We start from the raw sequence: 15,281 nt of genomic DNA on the forward strand, positions 1-15,281 counted from the left end.
TCCAGGCTGGCGTAGCCCGTCGACAACAGGAAAGTTCACCCGGTCCACGCCGCCTTTTCAGAGCATGCAGTAGTTAATGGCGTGCGGCATCGGTAAGCCTGGCTATTTGCTGAAAATAATCCGGTTTTCTCAGCCGGGTGGTCAACGATTTGCGCTGGTGAGTGTCCAACAAAGCGTTCCTCTGCCACAGGCAACCAAATTTGTTTTAAGGGAATGAATCAATATGAATGTCAAACTTCTCCGCTCGCTTCAGGTCTTCGTGAAAGTGGCTGACACCGGCAACATGAGCACCGCCGCAAAATCACTGCATATGACCGTGTCGGCCATTTCCCAACAGCTCAGAAAGCTTGAGCAGGATATCGGAATGAGCCTGTTCAACCGCAACACCCGTAACATGAATCTCACCGAGGCCGGCCGGATTTACTATCGCACCAGCCAGGAATTACTGGCGACGGCAGCCCAGGCACACCGGGAAATTGAGCAGTTGCAGCAGGTGCCTACCGGCGAGCTGAAGATTATCGCCCCGGAAGGGTTCGGCGGGGGCCTGCTTAGCCAGCCCTTACACATGCTGAGTCGTGATTTTCCCAAATTGTCCATTTCGCTCACCCTTACCGACGAGCCTACTGACATGATTGCATCCGGTGGGGACTTACTGCTGTGCTTTGCGCCGATGCCCGACAGTAATTTTACGAACTGGCACCTGGCGACCTGGGACCGGATTTTATGTGTCGCGGGGAACCACCCACTGGCCAGCTCAGACCTGACCAGCCCGGACGAGCTCGCCTCGCACTGCCATATTGTGCACCGTCATCTTGAGCAGTACGTAGCCAAACACAGCGACGGACGTACGTACCCACTACCGGCGTCGCCGCTGGATGTGAACTCCATGCAAACGCTGATTCAGCTGACGAAAGACGGGATAGGGTATGCAGTGTTGCCAGAGCCCGAAGTGCGCCACTGCTTACAGGAAGGCTCACTGAAGCGCATTCTGCCAGACTGGCAATTGCCCGATTACAGTGTGTATGCCGTGGCGCCCAAGCATGATGCCGTGCCCCCTAAAATTGAAGCGGCCCGGGCGTGTCTGCAAAACTGGTTCTCAACGTTCTAGCACGCTTGCGGTGTTGACCAATTAAGTGAGTACTTACCAGCATTATTTAATGCTTAGTAGTGGCAGGCAAGTAAGCAAATAGCACATCAAATTAACCGTTCGATAAGGCGGTTGCGCGGTGGGTGTCCCGGTGATTGAGACACCCACCCACAACGCTACTTAACCAGCTGCCTTATGGGCAACTGCCACTTACCCAGGTTTCACCATCCACTGACGATAAGGTGCTGTTGCCCCATGTTGAGCCGCTTAGCGGATCATCAGAGCCTGTCGCAAAATAGTCCGGAGCATAGTAATACCCTGTGCTGTACGCCCGCCCGGCCACCTTGTGGTAGTAATTAGCGGTAGTATAGGTGGCACAGGTAACAGTATCACCATCTCCTGCACCCGGGTCACCATCAGCGCCGCCGTTGCGACACGCCTGCACCGGGCCCGTACAGCTGCTATCATCGTCTTCCCAGCGACATTGCTGTGCGCCACTGGCGATCTCATCTAGCTTGAAGGGTGCGCTGCCGTACTCCAGGTAACAATTCGCGTAGTTGGTATAGTCCAGGCGGCCATCGGCGATGTGGGTGTCCAGGGTGGCCACCACACCTGCGTCTATCTGAAAAGTAATTACCGTGGCATCGGTACGCCCGCTGCTATCCGTGGCGGTGACTGTGACCTGTTGCTCTTTACCGGGTAATTCACAGGCACTGGCGGTAAATGCGGGCCCGTTCAGCTGTGCATTCACCGTGACTGTTTCAAAGGCGGCAGTGACGGTGGCCAGATCCTGATTGATATCCACAGCTTCTCCGCTGACCGTCGCGCACTGCCCATCTGTCACCAGCTGTACGTTACGGAGTTCAGGGGCAGTCGGCGGCGGGGGCGGTCCTACCCGAATACTGTCGGTGATGGTGTCAGAAACCGCGCCGTCATTGTCGGCGGCATTCACGCTGACAAAGTACAAAGCATCCGGTAAAACCGGCGTGGTGACAGAGAAATCACCATTCGTGACACTCTGCGACTCATAGCTGTAGAGGTTGTCGGCATCATCACGCAATTGTACAAACACCGCAGCAACTGTGCCTTCGGCGTCGCTGGCCTGCCCGGCGACAGTGACCCGGCGGTCTGACTCTGTGACCACAAGGCTTTGAATTTCCGGCGGCTGGTTACGATCTACCCTGGCATTGTTGTGCAGGAAATACTCACCCAGATACAGGGCGTAGTTGATACCCTGGCCGTTTACATAGGATCCAGACGCACCCGCGCCACCGGACCAGGCATGATCGACGCCGTTCAGCCACAGCATCGACACCCGGCCATCCTGCCAGACATGCTCATCCGCCGTGCGCCCGCCACTGCCAATGACGTTGGTGCCCGGTAACTCAGATACCCCATAAACCTGTGCCATGCCTTCGGCATTCTGGCGGTTATAGCATTGATCTACCGTAGTGTCGGCATCACCATGGGCAATAGAGGCGACCTGTGTCTCTAAGTAACTGCTGTAACTCCCTGCGTATTGCTCACAGCGCAACGCCACGTTGGCTTGTTCGCAGCTACCGATAGCGCCCCCTGAACTGGTGCCGATACTGGGTCCGGCGCTTACCCCCATACCGGCAAAGACATCCGGTGCGATGCAGGCAGTGGTGTTAGCGAACGCGGCACCGGAGGACAACCCGGCAATGTAAATCTGGTTGGCATCAATGCCGTAATTGCCATCTGCGCTTAAGGTATTGGCCAGTGAAATAAGATTTTTGTAATCCCCTGCGCTACGCGACTTGGCGCCCTGCCAGTATGACCAGCAACCGAACCCGGCTTTGTTCATGGCATCAGGCACTGCCACTACCATGCCATAGGTCTCGGCTGCGGCTTCCAGATTCGCGGTCAGGTACGCATCGATAGAGTGAGTACACCCATGCAACACCACCAGCAACGCCCGTCCATTGCCTATCGCAGACTGCCCGTCAGGGGTGTAAATGTGCACCCGGTTAAAGCCGCCTACCGACTGATTATTCTGCCAGCTACCGGCATATGCGGGCAGCATCGTACAGGCCATACAAAGTAGCCCAAGCAAACGTGTTTCCCACTTCATTTACGCCTCCAATTGTTAAGTTAACGTAAACTCAGTGTTGACTATTTGTATGAAAATTACTTTAGTACTATCGTACTGTGGGTGCTTTACGGTGCCGTGGATGGGCAGCGACTTTTCCACAGGTCCTGGCAGATGAGCGGGATGAACCCAGCCATAATATGCCGGTTAGTTCACACCCACGGTATGCCAACTGAATGATTTCGACACTTTGTTTACCAGTGGGCTGGTGCGGCGGCCTCTGGGTTTGTATAAATAGACTTTACGGGGGGACGCGCGCTCTTCAGTAGCGGCGTTATCGGAAGCAGGCTGAGGGTAGGGACGGCGTACATCCACATGGCGACGTCGTCGGAAACGGGACTTCGGTTTTCGGAAACTCAAGCTTTGCATGATGCGACCTCAATAACTTACCTGTCACTTTTTACGCAGCTTGCTGGCTGGCAGATTGCCGGCAGGGTCCTGAGCTGAAAAATTTAATCTTCTCAGCGAACCCGCCCGCCTCCTGTTATAGCGACACGGCTTTGCCCGTGCGGGCGGCCGTAAAAATAGCATTTACAATATGAATATCTTGCCGGCCCTCGCGGGCAGAAACCAGCGCAGGCCCCCGTCCGAGAATGGCCAGCGTATCATTATCCATTTGCAGGGTTTGTTGTTTACCCGGAATGGCCGGAAAGTGTTTGCCATCGCTGGTGGTCGCCTCCACCCCGGAATAAGACTGCATGGGCTTAAGCTGGTAGCTGCCTGACGCACAGCTGGCTTTCAGATAATTGAACGACTTCACTACACTGGTGCCGCAATCCGCGACCAGTCCGTTTCCGAAGTCCAGCGTAAACAGCGTGGTGTCGTCCACCTCAATGAACGCCGGATGCTCTTTGAATAGGCGGCCGGTGACCGCTACCGGCTCCTGGCGGGTAATAAACCGGGCGCCGTTTATAGCATACACACCCATGTCGTACAGCGCGCCGCCGCCCATGTCCGCCTGCATGCGCCAGTTACTCTGTGCCCGCCCGTTACCGCCGTAACCGGCAAAGCTTTCCAGCCCTGTCATTGGCCCGTATGGCTGCAATGAGGCATAGCTCGCCATTCGCCTTGTGTTAGGTTCATGTTGCATCCGGTAGCCAATCGACAACATCACACCATTGTTGCGGCAGGCGGCGATCATGGCATCGCACTCCTGCACATTCATTGCCATGGGCTTTTCACACCACACATGTTTACCGGTATTGGCTGCGCGCACCACAAAATCCTTGTGGGTGCCGGTGGGGGTCACCACGTAAATCACATCAATATCCGGGTTATTGGCTATTTCGGCCATGGTGTCATAGGTGTATACATTGCGGTCGGGAATGTTGTACTGCCGCTGCCAGCGCGGGATTTTATCGGGACTGCCGGTAATGACGCCGCGCAGTTCGCAGTACCGGGTAAACTGTAACGCAGGCGCCAGCTGGCCACTGCTGTAGCCGCCCAGCCCAAGCAAGGCCACCCCTACTTTGCGGGTCGATGCCCCGTGACTCAAAAAAGGGTGGGCGATAAGGGGCGTGGCGCCGGCCAGCTGCAAAAAGCGGCGACGGGAAAGTGCGTCCATGACGGCCTCATAACGGTGAGTTTAGCTTGCATACGTACGGCCGGCTGGTTCAGGTTTATCGCTGCGGGGGTATGGCCAGTTGCGTAGCTACACCAAGATGGCGCAGAGACTGTCTTAACCTGCATTGTACGTCTTCTGGCAGCGGCTATCAGACGAAACGACAAAGCCTGACACCACTAATTCGTACGCATAAAAAAGCCCCGCGTGAGCAGGGCTTTATCAACAATTATTGATGACCGAAGACGCTTAGAAGCGGGTGTTGACCTGCACGCTCAGTATGTGTGCTGACGCGTGTTCTGTAGCCGTCAGGTCGCTAACCACGTTGCCCAGGGTTTCCGTGGACAGAGTACGCTGTTGCTTTACATCGGCTTCACGGCCTTTAATGTAAGCATACCCAGCGTCCAGGGTTGTCATGTCGGTGACCTGCCAGGTGGCGCCCGCAGACACCCAGTGACGGTCGGTATCCGGAATGCTCAGTGACCGGTGGGCGTAAGAGACCGCCCCATCATCGTACGCATAGCCGGCACGTAAGGTCAGGGTATCGCTGTACCGATAAGTAGCACCCACACTGGCGCGCCAGGTATTCTCAAAGTCTTCTTCTTTGATAGGCAGTACCATGCCGCTTTCAAGTTCGGCTTCCAGCTTATCGAAAGTGCTCCACTCGGTGTGATTGAGGCTCGCCTGTACCGACCACTGGTCGTTCAGCGTATGATTCACTGCCAGTTCCGCAATGGCGGCCAGGTTTAAATCCAGTGAGCCAGGTTGATTCAGGGCCGGGAACAGATCAGAGCTGACTTCTCCTTCCAGCTCCAGCTTGGTTTCAGCCCGGTAGCTCAGAGCAATGTCAGTGGCGTCAGTTGCCTGCCAGAACAGGCCTACATTCCAGCCGTAGCCCCAGTCATCACCTTCCAGCTTGAGGATTTCTGCGTTACCCAGAATCGCTCCCTGACTGACTGCTTCAATAGCCTTGGGCGTGGCAGTGCTGATTTCCGCTTCCGAATAGGTGGCGCTCAGTCCCAGACCAATATCCAGCGACTCAGTAAGGCTGTAAGACATGGCCGGGTTAATAGTAAACGTAATGATTTCCGCCCGATCGGCAAAGTGCAGCGCATTGAAATCGTCGCTGTAGTCGGACGCCAGGCCATAGTTTGCAAACAAACCAATGCCTGCAGAGACTTTATCGTTCACCGGGCTCACGTAAAACAGCGAAGGAATAACAGCGCTCTCGGCGATGTCATCTTCGTTGGCGGTTTGCGGAATGCGGGCTTCGCCCACCTGGGTTTCCAGTTCACCGTTAATGTCCACATTAGGCAAGATGAGGTTCAGGGCACCACTTAACTGAGGCGCATCGAACTGCCCGATAGCGGCAGGGTTGGTTGCCAGCACGGAGGCATTTTCGGGCATGGCAGCCTGACCGGCAAAGGCCCGGCCCAGGCCATTGGCACTGTGTTCGTTAACCTGAAAACCTGCCGCCAGTGCGGTGAACGAAACACTGCCCAGCGCCAAACATAGAGAAGAGGATAATAAGACTGATTTATTCATAGACCACTTGTTGTTAAAGACGTGCGCCGGGGCACGCAAAAAGCATTTACGGTGTCCTTGCTGCCTCCCAAAGGATGCATGGCACCGACCAGAAAAAACGGCCGGCCATTCTAAAGGACAGACCAGCAACATTTCAATTGCCTCATTAACAAAAATGAAGATTTAACCTCCATATTTGACATTATCGCAACATTTAAGCGCAAAATTTCAACGAATTGTAATTTATCAGGGATGTATACAGGGCGTTTTTTGCACTTTGTTACAACTACGTGCTACTGCATAAGCCACAGGGCGAGTAGGCTAGACCTTGTACAATAACGATAACGAAACAAAGGACTGCTCATGCTAAACATTTCCAGCCTGACTAAAACCTATCCGAACGGGGTAAAAGCTCTGAACGGGATTAACCTGTCTATTCCAAAAGGAATGTTCGGCCTGCTTGGCCCTAACGGCGCCGGCAAATCTTCACTTATGCGTACCATTGCCACGTTGCAAACCCCGGATACCGGCAGTATCCGGTTTGACGACATTGACGTTTTGGCCGATCCGAATGCGCTGCGTCAGCGGCTTGGCTATCTGCCCCAGGATTTTGGTGTTTACCCGCGCATCAGTGCCGAAAAACTGCTGGATCATCTGGCGGTATTAAAGGGGCTGAATAATAAAGGCGAACGTAAAGACGCCGTGGAAAGCTTACTGGTTCACACCAACCTGTGGCAACACCGCGATAAAGCCGTAAGTGGCTACTCCGGTGGCATGCGACAGCGCTTCGGCATCGCCCAGGCGCTGTTAGGGGATCCGGACCTGATTATCGTGGATGAGCCCACCGCCGGCCTTGACCCTGAGGAACGCAACCGCTTCCACAACCTGCTGGTCAGTCTGGGGGAAGAAAAAGTCATTATTCTGTCTACCCATATCGTGGAAGATGTATCTGAGCTGTGCCCGTCAATGGCAGTATTAGGTCATGGTGAAATTCTGCTGGAAGGCAATCCCATCAGCCTGACTCATGGGCTCACCGGCCGGATCTGGCGCAAACAGGTGGGCAAAGAGGAATATCAGGAGCTGGAGCAGGCACACAGTATCATTTCTTCCCGTCTGATTGCCGGTCAGCATGTGATCCATGTCATGGCCGACACCCCGCCAGACGGCTTCGAGCAGGCGCCGGCTAACCTGGAAGATGTTTACTTCTCTACGCTGCATAACAAGCGTGCAGCGGCGGCCGCAGCCTAAGGAGCAGTAACCATGTTTGTTAACAGTCTGACCTTTGAATGGCGATATTACCCTCGCCAGCCCTCTTTTTATGTCACCCTGATGGTGTTCTTTTTGCTGCCGTTTCTCGCCACTGCCACCGACAGCGTGCGCATTGGCGGCGGGGGCAACGTGCTTTACAACGGCTCGTACGCCATTACCCAGACCACACTGATCATGGGCATTTTTGCCATGTTTCTGCTGGTTAATTTTGTGGCGGGTACCGCGACCCGCAATCATTCCAGCAACATGGGTGAGCTGGTGTATACCCGGCCCATCACCCCGCTGTCCTACCACCTTGGCCGCTTTGGCGGTGCCTATCTGGTAAGCCTGCTGGTCTTTGCCATGGTGCCGCTGGGCATTTTACTGGGGTCGTTAATGCCCTGGGTCGATCAGGAACGGCTCGGGCCGACGAATCTGAGCTTCTATGTCACCACCTTTGTGTACTTTTCCGTGCCCAGCATGCTGGCACTGGGGATGATCTTCTACGCCGTGGCGCAACGCTTACGCTCCATGATGGGGGCCTATCTGGTCGCCATGGGCCTGTTTATCTTTTATGTAATTGGCGGGGTTCTCACTTCTGATCCGGAATACCGAATGTTCGGCGCGCTAAGCGACCCCTTCGGTCTGCGCACCTTTGCTGAGGTGAGCCGCTACTGGACCGTATTTGATAAAAACACCCAGATGGCAGCCATGGAAGGCGTGTTGCTCCAAAACCGCCTGCTCTGGCTGGCTGTAGGGACTCTTATCCTTACTGTATTTGGCAATATTTTCAGCCTGCGCTGGCAGCAACAAGCCCGCAAGGAAAAACCCAGCAAAGCCGCACTCATGGCACCGCCCGAGCGCCTTAACCTCAAGGTTCAGTCCCGGGCTGGCGGTCAGCTAAATAAGCTGTTCACCCGCATTGGCTTTGAAATGGGGCAGGTGTTGTTCAGCCCGGCATTGATCGTACTGATGATTTTCAGCCTGTTTAACCTTAGCGCGCTGTATTTTGTCCCCATTGGCGGGCTCTATGGTACCCCCGACTGGCCCCTGACCCAGCAAATGGTAGAAGTCATCACCGAAAGCTACGGTTTAATGCTGATTATTGTGGTGACGTATTACAGCGGTGAAATTGTCTGGCGCGAGCGCGGCTCGGGTATGGGCGATATCGTGGATTCCACGCCTGCGTTTAACCTGGTGTTCTGGGTATCTAAATTGCTGGCTATGTGGGCCGTACTGGCGGTGCTGTTTACTATTGGTATCTTCTTTACGGTGGTTTATCAAATCACTCAGGGCTACTTCAATTTTGAGTTCGGCACCTATGCTGTGGGTATTTATGTGCTGCAATGGCTGCCGTGGGCATTAATGGCGGTGCTGGCGTTCTTTATTCAGGTACTCAGCCCCAACAAGTTTGTCGGGATGCTGCTGTTCGTTGCGTATTTTATTGTCAGTCTGGTGTTTGCCGAGCTGGGTCTTGAGCACAACATGTGGAGCTTTGCCGATACACCCAGTGTGCCTTATTCGGATCTGAACGGTTACGGCTGGTTCCTGGCGCCTTTCGGTTGGTACATGTTGTACTGGAGCGCGCTGTCTGTGGCGCTGTTCACCCTGGGCTATGCATTGTGGCAACGGGGCCCGGAAGTGTCGCTGAAGCACCGTTTCCGGCTGCTGGGTTACCAGCTGGGTGGGGCAGGTAAAACCGCGCTGGCCGCCAGTCTGTTAGTGTTTGTGGCTACCGGTGGCTACATTCACTATAACACCCAGGTGCTGAATACTTACCTGACCAGCGACGAGCGCTATGAGTTACAGGCAGAGTACGAGCGTCAGTTTGCCCAGTATGAAAACGATGAAATTCCGGTGATCACCCGGGTGAACGCCGCGGTGGATATTTATCCGGAGGAGCGACGGATAGAGGCTGAAGCCGATGTCACGCTTAGCAACCCATCGGATACGGCCATCACCCGTGCGCTGATATCCGTGCCGCCGCACACGTCAGCGTGGGATTTCACTGTGCCCGGCGCTAAAGTGACAGAGCGGGTTGAGCGCCTCAACAGCGCCTGGCTTACGTTCGAAGATCCTCTGCAACCCGGTGAAACCCGCGACGGCGTCCTTAGCGTGACCCGTGCGCATCAGGGCTTTAAAGACAACAGCTTCGACTTTGAAGTGGCGGAAAACGGCACCTTTATTAATAACTACTCGCTGTTCCCGGCGTTTGGTTTTAATACTCAGTACCTCATCAGCGACCGGCATGAGCGGCGTAAGCGGGAGCTACCCGACCGTCCTCGTGCGCACAAACTCGAGGACAGTGAACACTATGCAGAAAGCGGATTCGGCAAAGGTGTCACCTTTATCGACTTCGAAACCACCGTGTCCACCTCTGGCGATCAGATTGCCATCGCACCGGGTTACCTGCAGCGGGAATGGCAGGAAAACGGGCGTAACTACTTCCATTACAAAATGGATGCACCCATAGTGAACTTCTTTTCTTACCTGTCTGCCCGTCATGCAGTGAAGAAGGATACCCACCACGGTGTGAATATTGAGGTGTATCACCACCCCGAGCACCACTGGAATGTGGACGTGATGATCGAGAGCGTGAAAGACTCGCTGGATTACTTCACCGACGCCTTTGGCCCGTATCAGCACCGGCAAATGCGCATTATCGAGTTCCCGGGTTACCGCGACTTTGCGCAGAGCTTTGCCAACACCGTGCCCTACTCAGAAGACATCGGTTTTGTGGCGGACCTGCGCGACCCAGAAGACATTGACTATGTGTACTATGTCACAGCGCATGAAGTCGCTCATCAGTGGTGGGGACACCAGGTGGGCGCTGCCAACGTACAGGGCCAGTCGATTATTATCGAAAGCCTGTCTCAGTACAGTGCCATCATGGTACTGCGGGAGCGCTACGGCGAAGAAAAAATGCGTAAGTTCCTGAAGTACGAGCTAGATCGTTACCTGCGCGACCGCGGCGGCGAATTGCTGGCTGAAATGCCCTTTATGCGCAGCGAAAGTCAGCAGTACATTCACTACCGCAAAGGCTCGATAGTGATGATGGCCATTCTTGACAGGCTGGGCGAGGAACGGGTTAATCTGGCGCTGCAAAATCTGCTTAACGATTTTCAGTACCGCAATAACCCGTACCCCACTACGCTGGACCTGCAGGCAGCACTCAATGCCCAGGCCACAGCCGATGAACAGGCCTTCATCAGTGACCTGTTCGAGCGGATTACCCTGTACGACCTGAAAATGCTGGCCGCGCAGGCCGTGGAGACTGACAATGGCCGGTATCAGGTCAGCCTGACCGTATCAGCAGCCCGCTTCGAGGCCGACGGCGATGGCCGCGAACAGGAAGGGACGCTGAACGAATGGGTAGACGTGGCGCTGTTCACCGGCGATCCGGAAGACCTCAGTGGTGACACCGAAGTGCTCTATAACGAGAAGCACAAGCTGGAGTCCGGTGAAAATATTATCACCCTGACGCTGGACAAAAAGCCGGTGTTTGCGGGTATCGATCCGTTTATTAAACTGATTGACCGGGACAGTGGCGATAATGTGTTGAAGCTCAAATAAAGCTTGTTATATAACGATTAAAACGGCACCTCTGGTGCCGTTTTTTTATTCCAGGAGAAACGACAGTAGTTACACGCGTAACCAAGTCGGTTGCTGAGCTGACTTACTTTGCCGTATCGGGCCGGCTCGCTCTGAGACACTGGCGCTATTTTTTCAACATGTTACAAACCAACCCCAGTTAAATTAAAAAACCCATAAAATCAATAGATTATAATTTAACGCACAGCGTAATACCTGACCAGTTGTTCAGGAAATAGTCATGCAACCGTCATATTTCTGTGGCACCTTATCGGCGCTTGACCTACCAAGCCTCTAACCACAGGAATTAACATGAAAAAAACCATAACAATGTTAAGTGCGCTTACCGCTGTCACCCTCAGTGCGCAGGTGAGCGCCCAGGTAGAGAATGGAACTTTCGAAAATTGGAGTGGGAACTCCCCTGACAGCTGGACCACCATCGACAGTGGTATCAGCGTAAGCCAGTCGGCCACCAGCTATGAAGGCAACAGCGCCGCCGCAATCACAGTCACCACCGGGTCGCAAAGCAGTACTGACTTCCGTCAGTCTGTCAGTGTTACTGGCGGTGAGAACTATACATTCAGTACCTGGGTATATCATACCGAAGGCGGCATCCGCGCACGGCTGTACGTGGACGGCTACCAGAATTACTCAGAGCCCACGTTAACCGGCCAGTGGCAGCAAATTAGCTACAGCTATACCCCTGCCAGCACTGGCACCATCGAAGTGGGGCTGCGCTTTTATGATGTCTCCGGCTTCGATGGCAACGAACTGGTGTACGTAGATTTATTTGAACCCACCAGCACCACCGGCGGCGGGGGCGGCACATGCAGCAACAATGCCGGCGAATTTGCCCTCACCACCGACGATTACGGCAGCGAGACCAGCTGGCAAATTACCGACTCAGGCAGTCAGGTAGTAGCATCAGGCAGCGGTTACAGCAGTAACACCAGTTACAGCGAAGATGTGTGTCTGGCCGACGGTGATTACACCCTGACAGTGTCTGACAGTTATGGCGACGGTATTTGCTGTTCATACGGCAATGGCAGCTACAGCCTGACCATTGCCGGCGATACGCTGGCCTCCGGCGGCAGCTTCGGCAGTGCTGATGTGACTAACTTCACCCTTGGCAGTACCGGAGGAGGCAGCGGCGGCAGCGGTGCTAACCTGTCAGGTTATTACGCCACGGCAGACGGTCTGACCGGCTATGCGCTAAAAACCGAACTGCACAACATTATTGATAACCACACCACCCAGAGCTACTCGGCGTTGTGGGATTTTTATCTGTCCTATGGCCGCGACAGCTATTACGAGAATGACGGCAGTATTCTGGATATCTACTCGGAGCAACCTGGCGGGGCCGATCCGTACATCTTTACTGCCGGTACCGACCAGTGTGGTAACTATAGCGGCGAAAGCGACTGCTACAACCGCGAACACGGGTTTCCGCGCAGCTGGTTTGGTGGTGCAGTGGCGCCTATGAATACCGATATTCATCATATCTTCCCCACTGATGGTTACGTGAACTCTAAACGTAGCAGCTACCCCTATGGTGAAGTGGCCAGCGCCACGTTCACGTCAGCGAATGGCTCGAAACTGGGCAGTGCGACGAGTGGACTGGGTTATTCAGGCACGGTATTTGAACCGATTGATGAGTTTAAAGGCGATATTGCCCGGGCGTATTTCTACATGGCCACCCGTTATGAAAACGTGATAGCCGGATGGGAAAGTCACAGTACGTACGGCGATGCATCACTCAATGGCACCAGTAACCAGGTATTTGAAAACTGGCTGCTGGCCATGCTGAAAAGCTGGCACGTTCAGGATCCGGTAAGCCAGAAAGAAATTGACCGCAATGAGGCGGCATACGGCTTTCAGGGCAACCGCAACCCGTTTGTGGATCACCCCGAACTGGTCACGGAGATCTGGGGGAATTAATCTTCACGTAACCAGTCGATATCCGGGAGCCTAAGGCTCCCTTTTTTGTGCCCGCTGGTTTCGCTTTCCACCCGCTTCGCCAATCCAAACGCCCCCCTCAACTCCTCCTACCACCACTCAATTATTAACATTTATTAAACAATGGTTTTACATAATCACTGGAAGCGCTTACATTTAATCCGAGAGCACGCGAAGTTGAACTTTAGTATTAATAAAAATGAGGACGCATCATGCACATCACCTTCAAGCGAACGAGTGTTTCGCTGTTGTTAGCAAGTAGCACTCTGTTCACCCAGACCGCCATCGCGGCGGCTTGTCAGAACCCGGTTCCTGTATGGCAGGACGAGTTTGACGGCACCACACTGGATACTTCTAAATGGGAAATTATGCTGGGCGACGGCTGTAGTTACGGGATCTGCGGCTGGGGTAACAATGAATTACAAAGTTATCAGGCTGAAAATATCAGCGTAGCTAACGGAAAACTGACTATTACTGCCAAAAAACAGCGGGTAAAAGGCAGTCAGTATACCTCCGGCCGGATCCGCACCGCCAACATGCCAAATGGTGGCGAGTGGACCCACGGTCGTTTTGAGGCAAGTATCAAATTACCCGATGGCACGGGCATGTGGCCGGCATTCTGGATGTTGCCTACCAACCCGGACGTGGGCTGGCCCCAGAGCGGTGAGATCGACATTTTAGAAGCCACCGGGCAAGCAGACATGATCGCGTTTGGCACTATTCACTATGGTGACCCGTACCCGAATAACGAATGGACCAGCGGACGTATTATTAAGCAGCCCGATCGCTGGTCAGATGGATTCCATGAATACGCAGTAGAATGGGAACCGGGTGAGATCCGCTGGTATGTGAATGACATTTTGTATTCAGTGAAAACCCCTGACGACCTCAGCAACCCGGCGTTCTGGACCTTTGATAATTATTCCTATCACTTCCTGCTGAATATGGCCGTGGGCGGAAGTATAGGCGGTGTGGTGGATGACAGTCAGCTACCGCAAACCATGGAAGTTGATTACGTACGGGTGTATGACTTTGCGCAACCCTCGCTGAAGGGCCCACATATTGTCGATGCCAACTCCCAGGCTACCTATACGATTGTGGATGAAGCGGGTACCGGCAGCAGCTATAACTGGAATGCGCCCACCGGAGAGACCGGCAGCAGCCAGTCTCTGAATGTAAACTGGACTACTCAGGGCGGCACTGTAAGCGCTTCCATTAGTAACAGTTGCGGGAATTTCGATGTGGCCATGGACGTACACGTACTACCGCAACTGAGTATTAAATCCAACATTGATGATTTTGAAACCGAGGGCGCCATCACCTACACCTACTGGGACGGGCAATTTACCGAAGTGCCCAACCCATTGAACGATACAACTAACAGTTCGCCCACCGTACTGGAATATGTAAGAAACGGCACAGCGGCCTATGATGTCATTGCCGGCAGTACCACGGTGATTACCGACGCCACTGCGTTGATAGCAGGAAACGAAGCCTTCTACCTTGATGTTTATATGCCTAACCCCAGTAAGCAGGAGATCCTCATTCAGCTTGAAGACGGCTCACAGGCCACGCCTGATAACTACCCTACCGGCAGACATTCAAAGTTTATCGCGCATACGCAGGCCGTTACCGGTTGGCAGCGTTTGAAATTTACCCTGGAGGACAGAATAGATGGCGGTACGTCAGCAACGGATGTGACGGATATGGTCATTCTGATTGCACCTAACAGTAACAACGCAGACACCTACTATCTGGATAACCTGGCTCTGTATGGAAGCGACAGCGGTGGCGAGACGGCCACCACCATGGTGATCAGTGACGTAGCCACCAGCGTAGTTAGCGCAGGGAAAGGTAATAAGCGGGCTCAGGCGGTAGTCACTGTGCTGGATAATACCGGCGCGGCCGTAGCAGGGGCCAATGTATCAGGCCAGTTCAGTGGCAACTGGAATGAAACAGCCAGCGGCACGACAGGCGCGGATGGTACAGTTACTCTTAACACCAGTACCACCCTGTCAGGGAACGTGTCGGCTACATTCTGTGTAACCTCGGCTTCGGGGAGCCTGCCACTGGATGAAGCTAACAGCACCGGGCTGTGTAATTAACTCATTAACCAGCCGCGTTATGGCAGAACGTTTCTAAACAACAAAAGGGAGCCTGCGGCTCCCTTTTTTAATCTCAACAACCCATTCGGCCATCGCAGC

General features: G+C 54.0%; 9 protein-coding genes. 5 read left to right on the plus strand and 4 right to left on the minus strand.

The features are described 5' to 3' along the window. Positions 1 to 223 precede the first annotated feature (223 nt). Positions 224 to 1,108, plus strand: coding sequence for a LysR family transcriptional regulator (locus tag OCL06_RS02355; RefSeq protein WP_262992132.1), 885 nt, complete (start codon positions 224 to 226; stop codon positions 1,106 to 1,108). 172 nt (positions 1,109 to 1,280) lie between these two features. On the opposite strand, the gene OCL06_RS02360 is transcribed toward OCL06_RS02355, so the two are convergent. The 4 genes from OCL06_RS02360 to OCL06_RS02375 form a co-directional block, all read right to left on the minus strand. After that, entirely contained in the window at positions 1,281 to 3,179 is a 1,899-nt protein-coding gene (locus OCL06_RS02360; RefSeq protein WP_262992133.1) for an extracellular catalytic domain type 1 short-chain-length polyhydroxyalkanoate depolymerase, read from the minus strand. Positions 3,180 to 3,344: 165 nt separating this feature from the next. Next, entirely contained in the window at positions 3,345 to 3,566 is a 222-nt protein-coding gene (locus OCL06_RS02365) for a hypothetical protein (RefSeq protein ID WP_262992134.1), read from the minus strand. A 115-nt stretch (positions 3,567 to 3,681) separates the two neighbouring features. Further along, positions 3,682 to 4,761, minus strand: coding sequence for a Gfo/Idh/MocA family protein (locus tag OCL06_RS02370; RefSeq protein ID WP_262992135.1), 1,080 nt, complete (start codon positions 4,759 to 4,761; stop codon positions 3,682 to 3,684). A 246-nt stretch (positions 4,762 to 5,007) separates the two neighbouring features. Beyond that, the gene (locus tag OCL06_RS02375; RefSeq protein WP_262992136.1) at positions 5,008 to 6,303 is read right to left on the minus strand and encodes an OmpP1/FadL family transporter; all 1,296 of its coding nucleotides are present in this window, start codon (positions 6,301 to 6,303) and stop codon (positions 5,008 to 5,010) included. Positions 6,304 to 6,645: 342 nt separating this feature from the next. Between OCL06_RS02375 and OCL06_RS02380 the strand changes: the two genes are divergently transcribed. From OCL06_RS02380 to OCL06_RS02395, 4 genes are all read left to right on the plus strand, one after another. Beyond that, positions 6,646 to 7,530, plus strand: a complete 885-nt coding sequence (locus OCL06_RS02380) for an ABC transporter ATP-binding protein (protein WP_262992137.1) — start codon at positions 6,646 to 6,648, stop codon at positions 7,528 to 7,530. 12 nt (positions 7,531 to 7,542) lie between these two features. Then, a complete protein-coding gene (locus OCL06_RS02385; protein WP_262992138.1) occupies positions 7,543 to 11,103 on the plus strand; it encodes an ABC transporter permease/M1 family aminopeptidase in 3,561 nt (1,186 codons plus the stop codon). 330 nt (positions 11,104 to 11,433) lie between these two features. Continuing rightward, complete coding sequence (locus OCL06_RS02390) at positions 11,434 to 13,059, plus strand: endonuclease (RefSeq protein ID WP_262992139.1); 1,626 nt, start codon at positions 11,434 to 11,436, stop codon at positions 13,057 to 13,059. 230 nt (positions 13,060 to 13,289) lie between these two features. Beyond that, positions 13,290 to 15,182 carry a family 16 glycosylhydrolase gene (locus OCL06_RS02395; protein ID WP_262992140.1) on the plus strand — a complete coding sequence of 631 codons (1,893 nt, stop codon included), beginning with the start codon at positions 13,290 to 13,292 and terminating at the stop codon, positions 15,180 to 15,182. Positions 15,183 to 15,281 lie beyond the last annotated feature (99 nt).

It is taken from the genome of Alteromonas salexigens, assembly GCF_025628895.1.
In the GTDB taxonomy this organism is placed as follows: Bacteria; Pseudomonadota; Gammaproteobacteria; order Enterobacterales; family Alteromonadaceae; genus Alteromonas; species Alteromonas salexigens.